The sequence below is a fragment of the Fodinibius sp. GM108 genome, assembly GCF_058386985.1.
In genome coordinates this window covers 87,404-103,731 of record NZ_JBYEIR010000002.1, presented here as the reverse complement: position 1 = coordinate 103,731, position 16,328 = coordinate 87,404, and the positions used below count along the sequence as shown (strand labels likewise).

Annotated in this window: 14 protein-coding genes; 1 reads left to right on the top strand and 13 read right to left on the bottom strand. The window is 37.2% G+C overall.

Going from position 1 to position 16,328, the window contains the following annotated elements:
• Nucleotides 1-151: 151 nt before the first annotated feature.
• The 10 genes from ACT3ID_RS03755 to ACT3ID_RS03710 all read right to left on the bottom strand — a co-directional run bounded on the left by ACT3ID_RS03755 (nt 152) and on the right by ACT3ID_RS03710 (nt 12,074).
• A complete protein-coding gene (locus tag ACT3ID_RS03755) occupies nt 152-2,602 on the bottom strand; it encodes an SLBB domain-containing protein (RefSeq protein ID WP_491540654.1) in 2,451 nt (816 codons plus the stop codon).
• Nucleotides 2,603-3,760: 1,158 nt separating this feature from the next.
• Nucleotides 3,761-5,035 (bottom strand): MraY family glycosyltransferase, encoded by a 1,275-nt coding sequence (locus ACT3ID_RS03750; protein ID WP_491540653.1) that lies wholly within the window; start codon nt 5,033-5,035, stop codon nt 3,761-3,763.
• Nucleotides 5,036-5,234: 199 nt separating this feature from the next.
• Nucleotides 5,235-5,396, bottom strand: coding sequence for a hypothetical protein (locus ACT3ID_RS03745; protein ID WP_491540652.1), 162 nt, complete (start codon nt 5,394-5,396; stop codon nt 5,235-5,237).
• A complete protein-coding gene (locus tag ACT3ID_RS03740) occupies nt 5,393-5,491 on the bottom strand; it encodes a hypothetical protein (RefSeq protein WP_491541102.1) in 99 nt (32 codons plus the stop codon). Before ACT3ID_RS03740 ends, ACT3ID_RS03745 begins: the two co-directional genes overlap by 4 nt.
• Before the next feature lie 99 nt (nt 5,492-5,590).
• A complete protein-coding gene (locus ACT3ID_RS03735) occupies nt 5,591-6,787 on the bottom strand; it encodes a glycosyltransferase (RefSeq protein WP_491540651.1) in 1,197 nt (398 codons plus the stop codon).
• Nucleotides 6,780-8,066 carry an O-antigen ligase family protein gene (locus tag ACT3ID_RS03730; protein WP_491540650.1) on the bottom strand — a complete coding sequence of 429 codons (1,287 nt, stop codon included), beginning with the start codon at nt 8,064-8,066 and terminating at the stop codon, nt 6,780-6,782. Before ACT3ID_RS03730 ends, ACT3ID_RS03735 begins: the two co-directional genes overlap by 8 nt.
• Entirely contained in the window at nt 8,067-9,224 is a 1,158-nt protein-coding gene (locus tag ACT3ID_RS03725; RefSeq protein ID WP_491540649.1) for a glycosyltransferase, read from the bottom strand.
• Nucleotide 9,225: 1 nt separating this feature from the next.
• Nucleotides 9,226-10,104, bottom strand: a complete 879-nt coding sequence (locus tag ACT3ID_RS03720) for a glycosyltransferase (protein ID WP_491540648.1) — start codon at nt 10,102-10,104, stop codon at nt 9,226-9,228.
• A 1-nt stretch (nt 10,105) separates the two neighbouring features.
• A complete protein-coding gene (locus ACT3ID_RS03715) occupies nt 10,106-11,011 on the bottom strand; it encodes a glycosyltransferase family 2 protein (protein ID WP_491540647.1) in 906 nt (301 codons plus the stop codon).
• 19 nt (nt 11,012-11,030) lie between these two features.
• Entirely contained in the window at nt 11,031-12,074 is a 1,044-nt protein-coding gene (locus ACT3ID_RS03710) for a glycoside hydrolase family 88 protein (RefSeq protein ID WP_491540646.1), read from the bottom strand.
• Nucleotides 12,075-12,199: 125 nt separating this feature from the next.
• Here ACT3ID_RS03710 and ACT3ID_RS03705 point away from each other — a divergent pair, with 125 nt between their 5' ends.
• Entirely contained in the window at nt 12,200-13,483 is a 1,284-nt protein-coding gene (locus tag ACT3ID_RS03705) for an alginate lyase family protein (protein ID WP_491540645.1), read from the top strand.
• A gap of 73 nt (nt 13,484-13,556) precedes the next feature.
• On the opposite strand, the gene ACT3ID_RS03700 is transcribed toward ACT3ID_RS03705, so the two are convergent.
• The 3 genes from ACT3ID_RS03700 to ACT3ID_RS03690 form a co-directional block, all read right to left on the bottom strand.
• On the bottom strand, nt 13,557-14,432 hold the full coding sequence (locus ACT3ID_RS03700; RefSeq protein ID WP_491540644.1) for a glycosyltransferase family 2 protein: 876 nt from the start codon (nt 14,430-14,432) through the stop codon (nt 13,557-13,559).
• A 332-nt stretch (nt 14,433-14,764) separates the two neighbouring features.
• A complete protein-coding gene (locus tag ACT3ID_RS03695) occupies nt 14,765-15,586 on the bottom strand; it encodes a glycosyltransferase (RefSeq protein WP_491540643.1) in 822 nt (273 codons plus the stop codon).
• Nucleotides 15,587-15,591: 5 nt separating this feature from the next.
• Nucleotides 15,592-16,161: a sulfotransferase family 2 domain-containing protein gene (locus ACT3ID_RS03690; protein ID WP_491540642.1), complete on the bottom strand. Its 570-nt coding sequence runs from the start codon at nt 16,159-16,161 to the stop codon at nt 15,592-15,594.
• Between the last annotated feature and the right edge of the window lie 167 nt (nt 16,162-16,328).

Genomic DNA, 16,328 nt, shown 5'->3' with positions numbered 1-16,328 from the left:
GGCCGTTACATATCGTGTCGATGAATCTTTCGATCAGACGCAGAGCGTCTATACTTTACGTTCCGACGCAGAACATAGGAACGAGATATAATTCACCTCTCAAAATTCCTCCGATTCATCGGTCCCCCATCGCCCGTCATCCGTCGATAACTTAATTCCGCAGATTATTAATAATATTCGTCATAATCGCCAATGTCGATACGATAGTCGAATACAATCCAACGCGTTCTTGAGGACTCATTCCCTCCCTCTCAAGCTCACGTGGAACATAAATTGTTGCACCCGGGCGCACTTCAGGATAGTTTCTGAAGAAGAGGAACCTACCCGCACGATCTACCTCTCCGTTGGCGTAAACGATATAAGCATCTTTAGGCTTGCCCTCTTCCGTGGCTCCACCCGCAGCCCTGATATAATCTCTAAACGACGTATTCTCTTTATACCTTACTCCAACAGGATACAATACCTCTCCTGAGATCTGAACGGTCTGCAATTCTTTGGGAATTTCCAACACGTCTCCTTCACGCAGAATCAAGTCATATTCTGAACCGGGCTGCTGCATTATTCTTTCCAGCTCGATTCCAACTTTTATTCTCCGTTCCTGTATATCTCCCCGGGTTACCAATGTATCCACATCAGCAATATTGATTTGTTGCAACGTATCTCTTTCTACAGGGCGTGTTAAATTACCACCCGGCGGATAAGCGTATTGTGTCAATCCTCCCGCACGCTGAATAAGATCAGAAATCCGCATCCCCTGTTCATCTATGGTGTATTCTCCCGGAAATACCACTTCTCCTCTAATTGTTACATCCTTCTGTTCAAAATAAGACGGAGCACTTCGGATGTATACCTTGTCAAAGGGTTTCAACGTAAAATCTGCAGCTTTATCCCCCAGCTCCAGATCTTCATTCACTCTAAACCGATGGATGTCGGCCATTTCACGAGGTACAAAGGTTGAATCACCTCCATCGATACGACGTGATACTTCTACGCGATAAGGCGCAGCCTCTTCTTTAAAACCATCAGCCTGAAGAATTATATCTTCGAGCGTCATGCTATCACCATATGGAAAGGTCCCCGGCTCCTGCACTGCGCCTACTATAGAAACGGTATAGTCCTCGCGCAGATCAAAAATGGAAGAAATACGAACAATATCGTTGCGCTGAAGCTCAATATCATTTTCTTCGGGATTGTTGAGAAGCTCTCTCACATCAAAAGAGACAACCTCTGTGCTCAAGTCATCCTGTTCGCGATATATCAAACCGCGATTCATAAAAGCATCTTCTTTTAGACCATCTGCACGCTGTATTAAAGAATAAACGGTTGTTGTATCCCTTAGTTCGTAATCTCCTTCACGAAAAACCGCACCCTGGATTTCAACTCTGTTAGCATAACGATCCAATACCTTTCCCACATATAAGCTGTCACCGTCATGAACTGTGAAATCTTTCTGCTCGGGATATCTGATATCACTAATACGTTTCTGGCTGCCGGTATTACCTACTACCGAAAGTCGACTTCTATAGGCATCGGAAGCAAAGCCACCGGCAAAGTTGACAAGATCCTGAATCGTCTCATCCTCTTTCAATTCAAAATATCCGTTGCGTTTCATTCTTCCCGCAACTTCCACTCGTGATATATAGGGATCTATCTTAATAATATCCTGATCCCGCAGACGAATATTATTTCTCTGATTACCATACACCAGGAAATCATATACATCCATCGTCGCAGCGATGCTATCTCCGCGGATCACTTCAATCTCCCGGAAGGTTCCCGTTGAATCTGGCCCGCCGGCTGAATATAGGGCATTAAAAACCGTAGCCAGTGACGGCAGACTATAGGTGCCGGGATAGCGCACCTCCCCCAACACCGTAACATTGATACTGCGTACATTGCCAAGTGATATTCGTGCACGCGTATCGGTGGGGGCATCGCCCTCAGCCTCAAGGCCGGAATAAATTCTGGTAAGTGCGCTTTTGATACGATCGCGTGCCCGGTCGATCTGTAATCCGTTTACATAAATAGGCCCCAGATTGTCGATAGTAATGGTACCTTCGGGAGAAACAGTGACCTCATAGGTCTGCTCTGCAGCACCCCAAATATCAATAACAAGCTGATCCCCAGGTCCCAATTGGTAATCTTCGGGCGTGGGAATATTCAGCGAAGGTGTAAACGTTACTTCATCCCGCCGAAACAGGTCCATTCCAAATATTTTAGTTTTGGCAGTATCTCTCCTTAAGGTATCAGCTCTCATCATTAAGCTGTCGGGGGTCGTCACGGAGCGCAGCTGGGGGATTTGTCTTTGCCCCTGCTGTGTTGTCTGTTGTCCTCGCAGGGTACGTATACGCCTTACCAATTTCGTCACTTCGGCCGGACGCATTCCACGCGATATGGCAAGCTGTTCAAGCTGACGGATATTAATTCCCTGATCCTGTGCCCGCTGCCACAGCTGACGCACTTGCTGATCCGAGAGATCAGCAGATCGTAAATTCTCAAAGTCAATGGATCCTATATTTTGTGCCTCTGCTGAGGAGATTAGAAGAAAGAGGAAGGAGACAAGTATTACTGCCGTACTAATTAGCTGCCTTTTGAATACCATTTGTTCTTACAATATTGAATAACCGTTAATAGTACTGTTCCACTGCACTGTTCACCCTTTACATTTTCGGGGATAGATCCAACGTTCACAGAATTGGAATCAAAAGTAACAATTCTCAGCTAAAAGGTACATACCTATTTTTGTGACGGATATGAATACGTCATTGAGCTTATGCCCAGCCTTGAAAGACTGGGCTAAGAAGGAAAAACCCGTTAAAGCTGTCTGAAGGCAGCTGATAAAAGAGTATGTTATTCTCCCAAAGAACTTTGGGGAAAGGAGTGCTCTGCGTTTGATACTCCTATCCTTATGGATCTATTTTCCTGAGTCAGACGCCCTGCTTTTCTAAGAAACATTAGTTGTGAGAGGGTTGTACCCTAGAACTTTATTTACACACAGTCTCTAAATCTTTAATAAGACGCAGAGCGTCTTTCCATTTGTTTCAACGCAGAGCGTTGAAACGAGATATAATAAATATCGGGGTCCATTGATTAGCTGCAGGTACTACATTGCCATGATAGATTTCTCCGCTCCGTTCCGACAGTCCCGTAGGATGTCACTTTTGTCCCTCCCATACTTCGCAGAATTGCACGGGATCAGCACTTTTTGGGTTCGTTCCAGTGGTTTTCTGGTCCCGACTGCTGTCGGCAGTTTTGGTGACAAAAAATGAACAATATCCTTTTAGGACTACGACTTCCTCACATTATTATCGTGTTGAGAGGATTGCGTCCTGGAACGCCAGCTTATGCCCAGCCTTGAAAGACCGGGCTAAGAAGGGGAACCCATTAAAGCTGTCTGAAGACAGCTGATAAAGAACGTGGCATTGCAAATGGAGCGAAGCGGAATGCGGCAATCTCCCAAAGCCCTAAACGCTGACAAGAAACAGGAAAACCACCGGTACGATGTAAGGTTTTAATGACCTTGTTCTTTCCCTACTGTTCAGAGAGAACACGCTTTATGAAAAATGAGGGCATCAAACCGGGATTTGCAAGATTTGCAAGATTGGCAGGATGACCATGATTCCTTAAGCTTCACATTTTTAACCCACTGATCTTCCATAAAAATATAAAGCGGGGGATGTAATCAATAGATTAAGTCATTCAACACTCGATCTCTTAACCGTTCACTCGATTACCAAGTCACAAAGTCACTCCCATAGACTTAAGCTATCATACTCTCTACATCCTCTTCGTGCTTTTCATTCTCACTCTCTTTGGCTCCATTGCCATTTGAATGCATTTGTAAATTCATGGAATGGCCATTGCTGTAAGCAGCGCCATTGCCATTTGCCCTGGCTTGAGGATTCTTGGCAAGCTTTATGCCCCACAAACTGCTGCGGTAATCCCGCCAATCGATACCGAACGCTCCATGTAATAAGCGTCTTTTAAACCCATTAGTCGGATATATCAGCACAGTTGTGAGTAGCAAAATTCCCAGGAGTACATTAACACTGACGTTAGCCATTGCCAGCAACGTCATCAGCATAACTAACCCTAAAGCTTGTCCATATAATAGCAATGAAGCCGTTTTGTGAGTAAGCCCCATCCGCAACAGCTCATGATGGACATGATCCTGTCCCGGCTGAAAAATCGATTTATTTCTCCGGTACCGCTTGAAAACAACGCGCAACGTGTCATAAAGCGGGAAAGCCAAAATGGAAACTGTCAAGATTGGAGCCGTGTTGGTAAAGATAGCATAGAACTCAGCAACACTGCTTAAATTAATAAACTCAATAGCCTGAACGGCGAGCAAAAAACCAAGAATTATTGAACCTGTATCTCCCATAAAAATAGAAGCCGGACTAAAATTGTAATAGAGAAATCCTAACATGGCTCCCATCAAACAAAAAGAAAACATAGCCAGGGGCAGCTGTCCCACATAAAGGAAGGCACTGCCAAATAATAACGAGGCAATAGCCCCAATTCCACCTGCTAAACCATCGATACCGTCAATCAGGTTCACAGCGTTAATAACAACGACAACAGTAAAAACGGTTATAGGTACCGTTATCCAATAAGGAATCTCGCTCAGCCCCAGCACGCCATGGAAATTTGTGATGGCTATTCCACTGCCAAAAATGACCAGACAAGAAGCAATAATTTGTGCCATCAGCTTGGTCGGAGCTGAAAGGATAACCAGATCATCTTTGAGTCCTACAAATAATAATATCAACAATGCGCCTACAAAATAGGAGTACCCTTCCATGCCGTTGGCCCATGGACTTACGGAAAAACTGATAAGAAATGCGAAGAATATAGCAATGCCGCCTAGTGTGGGGATAGCCCGGGAATGCAACTTTCTATTGTTATCAGGCTGGTCGAGGATGTGGTTCTCCTCGGCAGCTCGTGCAATAAGGGGTATCGATAAGTAAGCGATAAAATAGGAGAGTAGAAAGAAACCTCCCATTGCTAAACCATCCAGTAACAATATCTCCATATAATCCAGTTCATTTTAGAAACGTCTCTGCCTAGTCAGGGGTTGAAGGTAGCATTATTATATTTTTAAAACAATTAATAAAAATTACCGATTAAGTTGGGGTATTACTACCTAATACACAAATAAACAGTATGTATAACTATCTGCAAATTTTTTATCGGCAATTTATTTGTAGACTTAACCTAATTATCTCAATTGACTAGTTACTTCTTTTATAAATTCCTACTGTTTTATTAGCGATAATATCTGTCGAAAAAGTTTCTTTTGCAAACTGGCGTCCGTTACGTCCCATCTTCTTCCGCAACTCCTTGTTCTGAATTAGATACTTGATTTTTTCTGTAAGCCACTCTACATCTTTCACAGGTACCAAAAACCAGTTTCACCCTCAATAACTGCATCCCTACAACCTGTATTATCTGTAGTAATAATAGGTTTAGCCGCAGATGCCGCTTCAATTAGTTGATACCCTCTTTGCCGTATATTTCATACCCATGGGATGAGATGTAATGCCTATTTTTATCGGATTAATTACAAGAATCTTTAAGAAAACTTATCTCAGGATAACTGCTCATGTTCTACCTTATTTTTTAAGAACATTGTCTCTATCCCATTTAACATAGCATTCCATGAATATTTTTGCTTGACCTCTTTTCTCAACTCATTCGGGTCTGTTTTAAGAGGATCCGATTGTTCTTTGATTATTTGGATAGGTTCAAGGTAATCCTTCGCGTTTTCGGCGATAAAGATATTTTTACTTATATTTTCCAACCCTTCAACACCCATCGGGGAACTAATAATTGGGATACCCATTGCCATATATTCAAGTATCTTGTTCTGGATACCGGCTCCATAACGCATTGGGCATACTGCAAATAACGGATTGCCAACAGCTTCTTGTATTGATGCGACCTTTCCAGTTACTAAAACATTTTGATAATCCTGGAAAGTTTTTTTTAACTGATCAGGAATAACCCCAATTATCTTAAACTTTATATTTGGATATTTTTCATTAATTGATGGTAAAATCTTCTTAATAAAGAATTCACATGCATCTCTATTTTGAGCACTATGAATATTTCCAATAAAAACAATTTTATTTTCTTTAGGACCTTCAACTAGTTTAAATCGATCTAAGTCCACACCATTTTTAAAAACTTCTACATTTGATGTACTACCGAATTTTCCTAAATATTTTTTATCTGTGTGTGATATCAAACTAGCTGACCTATATTTTTCTAATATATCTAATTCTCGCCTCCGTATTTTTTTTCGATCCATGTAGTATAGAAACTCCATAAAACTCTTTATAGAAAACAACTTTAATCGACTGTAATTCATAGAAATAGCATCCGTTAGTTCTACATGAACTCTAGATGGGCTAAAATCCTTAACGTATTGTTCCATTCGAAATAAATGAATCAGCAAATAATCATATTTTTGTCTCTTTTCTTCTAAAAAGGAATATAATTTTGGGTTATAATAATACCATTCTTGAATCGATTTTCTAGAAAAGAAGGAAGCTAAAGAAAATAGCTTCGCTCTTAAGGGGTTGTGATAAACTGTATATGCCTCACTAAATACATTCTGTATCTTTGAATAATTGTGATAGTCATAATCTTCATTTTCAGTTAACGAAACAATATCTAAGGAATGATATTTAGATAAATATTCGCAGATCTTAAAAATTCTCAACTTATCTCCTCCATGAGTTGGAAAAACTTCTCTTGAAGTTAATACTAATATCTTACTCATTCGTCAGATATACTTTATAGCTTTTAACTAGTTCTTGATAATTTTTATTTAAGGATAAGCAAAACCAAAATGGGATAGTAGCTAAGGAGCTAAACTGCATAAATATCAGAAAAACTACCACATTAAGCGAAAAAATCAATTTTCTCGTAGCAATATCATTATAGAATAACCCCCGATCTTTTCGACCTATCATATAAATAAGAAATAAAAATATTAACCCATTAATGATACCAATCTCCGACAGTATTTTGGCATAGAAGTTCTTAGGGTTAGTATTTTTTTTTCGAATATTTTGTTGAGTTTCGGGATTGTATAACATTTCATAATCATAATTGATTATATATTCACCGAATTTTAAAGGATATCCGCCCATACCAATTCCTAATGGATAATCAACAAAAATATCATAGCCAACTTTTGGATATAACGTTCTAATATATGCCGAAGCATCTATATTATAGACATCAGTAATCTCTGCCTCACTGTAAAATCTTTTTAGGCGGTTGAGAGTATAGCTATCCTGGCTAGCAAGAAAAGTAAGCGTACCCACAATCACTCCCACAGTAATAGTGGTAACTAAGAAAATATGTGCAATTGCTTTTACTTTATTTCTATTCAAATAGACATAAACAATAGATATATAAGCCAAAAGCAGTACATACCCCAACAACGAGAAGGTGAAAATTAACAGTAGGTACAGATATCCTATTTTGAGCTTATCATAAAAATTCTTTGTCTTGGCATATATCCACGTCTGAATAGGTATTAGAAAAAGTGTGACCTGTGATGCCCAAGCAGCTTCCGAAGTAGTATACTGTGGCCGTCCCCCTACTTTATCAGCTATAAAATTAAATATTAAAGATCGAAGTCCCAGAAAATCACCACCCAAAAATAAAATGAGATCTAAAGTAGCAACAAAAAGAAATAAATTGATCAGAATTCTGAAAGACTTAAATAAGCGCTCATAACTTAAATTTTCAAAAGTATAGTTAAATCCATAATAGGAAACTATGCCTAACAAGAAAATTATGACGCTCTCTGCTAAGTATGAATAGTTAAACTCAAAAATTCCATAGAGAATAAAGCTATATAATCCCAAATATATAGCAAAGAGGAATAATAATATATCATAGGTATCTTTACGTCGCAGCGCAGAAAAAAAATACAATACCCCGGGAACTAGCAGAAGAAGAAGACTAACCGGCCGATACGTGGAGGGCATCACGGGTAAACTGGTAAATGAAATAAAAATAATCCCGAGTGAACAGAGCTTTTTCATTTACCTATAAAGTTCGAGGTAATTATTGACATAATTACGAGTACTAAATCTCTTAGAAGCTTTCTTTGCAGAACTACTCAATTGAGTATATCTCGCAGGATCAGCTTTTAAAGTATTTACTATATTTTTGACCTGATTTAGAAAATCATTTTCATCAATATAATATCCATCATTTCCATCTTCTACCAAATCCCTTATCCCTCCTTTTCTTAGGGTAATCACAGGTTTGCCAAAAGAAAACGCCTCGACTATAGTACGTCCCATAGGCTCCTCCCATCTAGGCAGATGTAGTAACAAATCTATTTTATTGAAAAAGATCTCCTGATCTGTAAAACCTAAATATGTTATATATTCACTTTTCTTGATCTGTTCTCGAAGATCATCCTCACCAGCTGCTATATCTCCTGCCAATACTGTAGGAATTGCAAGCGTATTTGCAACTTCTAAAATCCGATCCACTCCCTTCAATTTACTAATCAGTCCAATGTAACCTAAAACAAAACTATTCCTTTCAGTATTTTCAGTATCTAAACTACTATTAGATTGTAAGGAACCAACGGCATTATAAACTATAGACCCATCCACTCCATAATATTTTTGGTGCTGCTTCTTAACATGCTTACTTATAAATACATATTCATCTACGTAAGATTTATAAGTTTGAAATTTTTGAGTATAAATCTTACAAAAACTACACTGTTTTTTACACTGACTATTTCCACTTCTCATCATTGAACTACGAGCGCAAATAAGATAATAATCCCGGGTAGTATGGATAACCTTAGAATACTTAGATGCAGTCTTCCATATCCTGGGTGTGAACATTGCTATATTGTTCGTATGCACAATGTCGGGGTTAATTTTTTTGAAAATGTTCTCGAATGTAAAAGAAGGTACTATATTAACATACTCATATAAGCGCCAAAGTACCTTCTTGAAAATCCCCTTCTTGTTACCAAAATATCGATTAAAGATATGAGGAATTTTTCGGTAAATGACTACTACGCCATTCTTTCTTTTAATGTCATTTTTCAATCCCGAAGTCAGAATGTAAACCTCATGATCTTTTGCCAAACTTTCAGCCAGTATTTGTGTGGAATATTCTGCTCCTCCAATAACGTAGGGATCATAAAGAGTATTTACTAATACTATTTTCATTCTATTTCTTCCCTGCTATATGAATTAATCCAATTAAGGCTGCTGAACTTCTTATCCACTGATTTACCCAGACTATAAAAAAAACACCAATCCATTTAAATTGAGCTATCACATAATTATGATTTTTAGCCTTTCTTTTCATTCTAACCAGATTGGGAGGAACTAAAAATTTCAGTATTGATTTTGCTATTGACCAAGCAAAGTTTCCATGTTCTTGCCATACATATGGCTGCCACTTCCCCACACGCCAAGATTTTTTGCATAATTTTTTAAATTTCCTTGGTTCTTTAACTGCATACGCCTCCTTACAAAATATCAGTTTATACCCTTCCCGAGTTGCTTTACCGGTCCAGCGGACATCTCCACCCGATCTTATTCCTTCCGGGAACTTTCCAAGATCTTGAATTACCTCTCTTTTCACTAATAAATTTGCCGTCATTACATGGCCTGCACTAATCGAAAGTTCAACGTTAACATTACTCACGGCATCTGCCAATTCACTTATTGTAGAATCTTCAGTCAAATTAAACAGAATATCTCCACCAATAAGATCGGCACCCGATTTTTTAAGGCAATCATAAAAACTTTGCAACCAATTATCAGAAGGGGTACACCCCGTATCTAAAAAAATGAGATAATCTCCCGAGGAATGTTCTATCCCTCGATTTCGACAAGAATAAGGGCTGTTTAGATGTTTTGTTTCCGAAAGTAGAGTTACGTTATCAAACTGCCTTACAATGTTTGGCGTGTTATCATCCGATCCATTATCAACCACAATAATTTCATCGCCAGAGGAAAAATCCAATTGCTCGATAACTTTTGACAGAATATCTGCTATGCTTCCAGCGGCATTACAGACAGGAATAATTACACTTATCATTTTAAGAAAAATATTTATTGCTTTTCCTTTTTATATAACCATAAATACTTCCGACCTTCATAGTGAGACTAATTAAATAATGAAAAGAGTATAAATGGAATTTCTGAAATCCACTCAATTTCCTGTTACTGGCCTTAATTTTTTTATCAAGCTTATTTATAAATGGGAAAAATACTGCAGTTGCACCAAATAAGGCTATCAAATAAAGCAGATTAATTCTTTTTCCTTGTTGCTTCCAAACTTCAGGATGTCCCTGAGAAACTCTCCACTGTTTCTTAAATAATTTCCGACTGCTTCGTGCCGGATAGTAAACCTTTGCATTCGGTGAATATTTCAAGGAGAAATTTTCACTTGTTGCTTTACCAGTCCAATCTAGATCGCCTCCTGATCTTATACCTTCGGGGAAAAAACCAATTGTATCAAAAACTTTTCTCCTTATAAAAAGATTACCACCCATAGCAACACCTCTTTCTTTAATTGCTTGCTCCATTTTAACATTTACTATGGAATCATATAATTCACCTATTGTAGCGTGTGAACTCATTTCAAAACATACACATCCACCGATTATATCAGCATTTAATCGATCTAGATCGGCAAGACCGTCAGACAACCATTGTTCGGACGGGGTACACTTTGAATCCAATAATATAATCACATCACCTTTGGCCCGTTCAATTCCTCGATTTCTAGCTGAATAGGGACTTCCCAAATTTTCATGCTCTTTGAGAAGAGTTACAAAAGGAAAGCTTTCAGCAACTTCATCGGATCCGTCATCGGAACCATTATCCACAACAAAAACTTCTACTGTTTCTATATTCTGTACCTGAGGGGCCAGTGCATCTAATGTTTTTTTCAGCCGTTCTGCATCATTGTAAACAGGAATGATGATACTTGATTCGATCATACAGTATCAGAGTAATACATTAATTATTCTCGAAATAGGTAAACATCTCACTGCCAGCCAAAATAAAAGCACCGCTACCGTATACTTCGGCATTTACTGAAACCGAGGTGGCCGGACGATAACCGACTGGTTGTACATATCCCAACTTCCCAGATTCGTTAACCTTTTCTGACAAAGAGTGCCAGCTTTCCAGCATAGCTTTTTTATATTTATTACCTTCCAAAATATTATTATTAATACCCCAAGCCAAGGCATAACAAATTAAAGCGGATCCACTCGTTTCAGGTTGGGGATATCTCTCCGGTATATATAAATTGCTTCTCCAGAGGCCGTCTTTCGACTGAAGGGATAGTAATTTTTCAATGAGCTGAATATAAACAGATTTAAACTCTTCCTCTATTTTTTTCTGCTCACCGGGAATTTCTTCAAGCAATCTTGCCAGGCCAGCTACTGCCCATCCATTTCCGCGCAGCCAAAACATTTTATTCCCTTGAGAATCATAGTCGTTATTGTAACGTCTATCCCTAAAAAAAAGAGAGTCACCCTCGCTGTAGAGTAGATTATAAGAATCTTTCCACGATTTAAATAAAAAAGATAGATATTTAGATTCCGAAGTAACATCTGATAGTGCCGCCAAAGCCGGAGGTGCCATAAACAATGCATCTGCCCACCACCAAAGAGGCTCTTCAAGTTTACTGGGTGTTCGTTCATCGGTCATTTTATTTGCACTCTTCAGGTAACTTTTGATCATCTCTTCATCTTTGAACTCCTCATATAAATCAAGATAAACTTGTGCCACAGCTTGATCATCTGCATTAAATTCACGAGAACCTATCTTCCAATTGTTATCATCAGCCCATTGATAACTATCAATTAAAAATTTACTATATTCCATCTCTTGGTAAGCAGATATACCGCCAATATAAAATGTGGCTGTTTGCCAACTCTTTGGTGATACCTCACTCATATTTTTTATCTGCCAGTTGTAAACTCGCTGGACAACTTTAAAGACTTCTTCTTGTTCAGAATTTTGAAACTCGGGAAGATTATAAGATGCCCGCATACAACCACAACTGACTATGACAACCGTTAAAGCAACGAAAAAAAACTTCATTTTTTAGTAGAAAATGTATTCTTTATCATTAATGATAATAAATAATATACAACCAGCATAATAGGGGTTATGTCATGTTGAGACTTAAAATTTTGGCAGTGCTAGGATTTATCTTATTCAGTGTTGTCGGATGTAATATCTTAGGAAGTACCGGACAAGAAAAAGATTCTGAATTTGCTTCGAAAAATCCGATAGGTTTTAACATGTCCGATTTAGCCTATGTTAAAAACCAACTAAACGAAGAAAATAATATATTTACAGAGGCATATAATAATCTCTTGATTGAGGCAAATAAAGCTCTCAATTCATATGGGTATTCCGTAGTTACAAAAGAAGGAACTGCTCCAAACGGAGTCAAGCATGAATATGTGAGTCGAGGCCGCTACTGGTGGCCCAACCCTGACACGGAAGATGGCTTACCTTATATTAAAAAAGATGGTCAAGTAAACCCAGAGATTTATCAGTTTGATCGCATCTCACTTACCAATCTGCGAAGTGATATAAGTAAACTTTCCCTAGTATACTATTTTTCTGAAGAGGAAAAATACGCTAAGAAAGCAATTGCATTACTGAAACAATGGTTTATTGATAGCGAAACCAAGATGAATCCCAATATGAAATATGCTCAGGGAATTCCTGGAAAAACTACAGGGCGGCCTGCCGGGCTAATAGAAGGGGTTGATTTCTATCGGATTTTAAATTTTGTTCCTATACTTCAAGAAAGTGTTCATTGGTCTTTAGATATCGATACTGGTTTAGACAAGTGGTTTAGCCAGTTCTATGAATGGTTACAAGAACATGAGTATGGAATAGCAGAAAAAGAGGCTCCCAACAATCATGGCTCTTGGTATGATGTGCAAATTGCCACCTATGCCTACTTTTTGGATGAAGAAAAAAAGGTAAGTGAAGTACTAAGGCGCGTTAAAACAAAAAGGATTCCAGAACAAATTGCGACTGATGGAAGACAACCTTATGAAATCAATCGTACCCTACCCTTTCATTATTCAGTATATAACCTTAACGCTCTTACAATTCTTGCTAGTATCACCATACATCATGAGAAATATAATAGCTTAGGTGTAGCCTCATCAAGTAATGAACTATGGTCATACAGCAGTGCCAATAGTGGAAGCATTGAAAAAGCTGCACAATTCTTGCTCTCTCATCTAAATGGCGATCAAACTTGGAGTTACCAGCAAATGGACAAATTTAATACTTGTAAAATGATCCCGATATTACAGCGTTTGTATAAAAATTTAAGGAAAGAAAATTATAGTAAAACCTATCATTCTATTTTGGAAAAAAACTCAAGCTGTAAAGAGTCAGTAAATAGCCTCCTATACCCAATTAAAAGTTAAACAAAACAATACCTTGTTTGGATAATCAGTATATAATCTTGCTAATCAATTCACTTCCTTTGGTGGAGCATGATTATTTACTTTTGGAAAGTAAATAATCTAAAAAACCTATACCAGCAATGACTAACATTTTACTTTTCTTCTTTTCAGATTTATTAAATGATAACAAGTGCAACAACCAACGAACTGAATATTTGAATATGTTATAAATTTCAAATATGATTGCTTCCCAAGAATCTGCTTTTACTCCTTTTGTTTTACCAATTTTATAATACCTCTGTTTTACCCAGTCTTCACTACATCTACTTTTAGGCACTTTATGCCACACGATTGCATCTAACACATCGACTCCTTCCATTCCGGCCTTTTTCATTCGTTCTTGCATATCACTTTCTTGGCCTGTTGCCCCTGTTGGAGACCCAGGTCCAAAGTTAGGATTAAATCCACCTAATTTCTTAATATCAGATGTATATGCTGCCCAATTAATACCGAGATAACCGCTTTCCATCCTTTCATTAACTAAATCATAACCACGGGCTGAATAAGGCAATGAAGGTTCTAGCCATGCCGGTGGTTCTTCCTCTCTGTCTACAAACACCGGTCCCCCAAAGAAAACCCCACTTTTATATCTCTTAGCTACTTCTGTATAAGCAACCAAGATATTGGAAGAGAATCTAGCATCATCGTCCGTAAAAAAAACAAGATCTTTATCTAATTCTTCTAGAGCTATATTTAAAGCTCTACTTTTATTTCCGTACTCTAAATATAGATACTCAGCGTTAAGTTTTTTAGGTAATTGAGTGACGAATTGTTCGGCCCCTGCTTGAGATCCATTTTCAACAACAATTAATTTGTTATAAGATCTCGGTAATGTACATTTAGCAATTGAAGAAAGAGTATACTTAAGTAAATTGGGACGCCCATGAGTAGGTATAACAACGGAGATCATAAGTAAAAAGAACTAAACCTTACAAGCGCAAAGCAAGTTTGACAGTTATTCCTAAACTCCTAAGGTTTAGGTTTTATAATACAGAATTTAATAAATAACTAGGAACAAAGTTAATTAAAGCATTTAAGAAGTTACGGATAATTTCAATAGTTGATTAATAGTGATATCCCACTCACCTATGTTGAGCGCAAGTTGTAAATTACTTAATTCATCTATCACTAATAGATTAGGGACTATTTAGATAATCATGTTATAAACTATACTCAGTTAAATAAACTTCGGCAACTGATCCAATTCAATTGCTATTATCTTCCTTCAATCTGGTAATTGATCTAATCAATTTTACTTTTACTAAAGACTAAGTATATAATTGTAGTTATTTGATGGAAAAAATGCGCTATTGGGTTAACACCATAATTTATTAATGCATCAAAATATCTGCCTTTGGAAAATAATATGCTACTAATTGCTTCATAACCCATTATTCGAAATTCAGTAGCAGCACGCTTTCGTATAGCGTCTTTATGATATTTTGATATATTTTTATTTTTACTTTCATATGGATGTTTAACAGCATATTCAGGTATGAAATGAGGAATCAGATTTTTGTCAATACAATCTTTTAAAAAAATTTTTTCCTCCCCACCCATAAAAACAGATCCTAAACCAAAACGTTCGTCAAATTTTATATTTTTTTCACGAATTTTATCTAGTAAAAATGATATCTCAATAGAACTAGGTGAGTACTGTGAAAAATTTTTTATTTGAATAGGTTGTAAAGGATATTCCTTATATTCTGGTTCATATTTACATGTTTTTATTTTAAAACATGCTATATCAATGTTTCTTTGGCGATACGTATCAATAATTAAATCAAAATATTCATCCTTATATTGAACGTCGTCATCCGCCAAAAGCCCAATATCGCCACTAGCATGGACAAGTGCATTATTCCGTGACTTTGATAACCCCATTCCTGGGATTTGAGATAAGGTTACATCAGGCCGTTCAAGCTCTGCTGGAATCGTACAGTATTTAGCCTCTGTATATTGATGGGAAACTATATATTCCACATCAGGCCGCTCATCTAAAAGGATAGAATTGATATTATAAATGCCTTTATCAATTGTAGAAATTAAAATACTTAGATTCATTTTAACTATGGCTCATATTCAAATACCTCAAAATCAGTTCGGTATAAAGAATAAATCTTATCCTTTATTCCTTGATTGGAAAGTGAGGAAAAATTATTCCTTCTATGAGTCTTATTATGATGCTCTAAGTCCACAGACACATTGAGTTTTTTACATACATAAGCAAAATCATCTTTTATATTTTCCATCTTTCCAACAAAATCAACTTCGATATCCCCTTTTTTATCACATACAAAATAGTTTTGCGGATAGAAATGATTTTTCTTCCATATTTTATCCTTATCTAACCATTCAATCACAAAATCCTCGAAACAATTAATGTCTGATAAGTTTTCCTTAGACCACTTTTTGTCTCTATCATCAAACCCACCTTTTTTTAAGAAGGAATAAGCAGAGAAAAGACGTGTATAGGGATGCCTCACAAATGTAAAACTGAAATACTTATAAAAAGTCCATGGGCTCAAAATTTTTTTATAATCCTTTACAGTTTTATGACCAGCTCCTAAATCCCCAAATAAAGCTTTATTGATTGAGACCCCCCCACATTTTGGAATGTGTACAAATATTGTTTGCATTCTATCACAATCTTTTACAGAATATTTTTGATCCGAATTCCTTAATCTATTGTAATAGCGGTATCTTTTAATATGCTGTACCCAGCAAAAAAAATTTTCTAGAGTAAAAACTTTAAAATAATTTAGACTTAAATTCATTTAAACTCAAATTTAACAATTCTCTATAA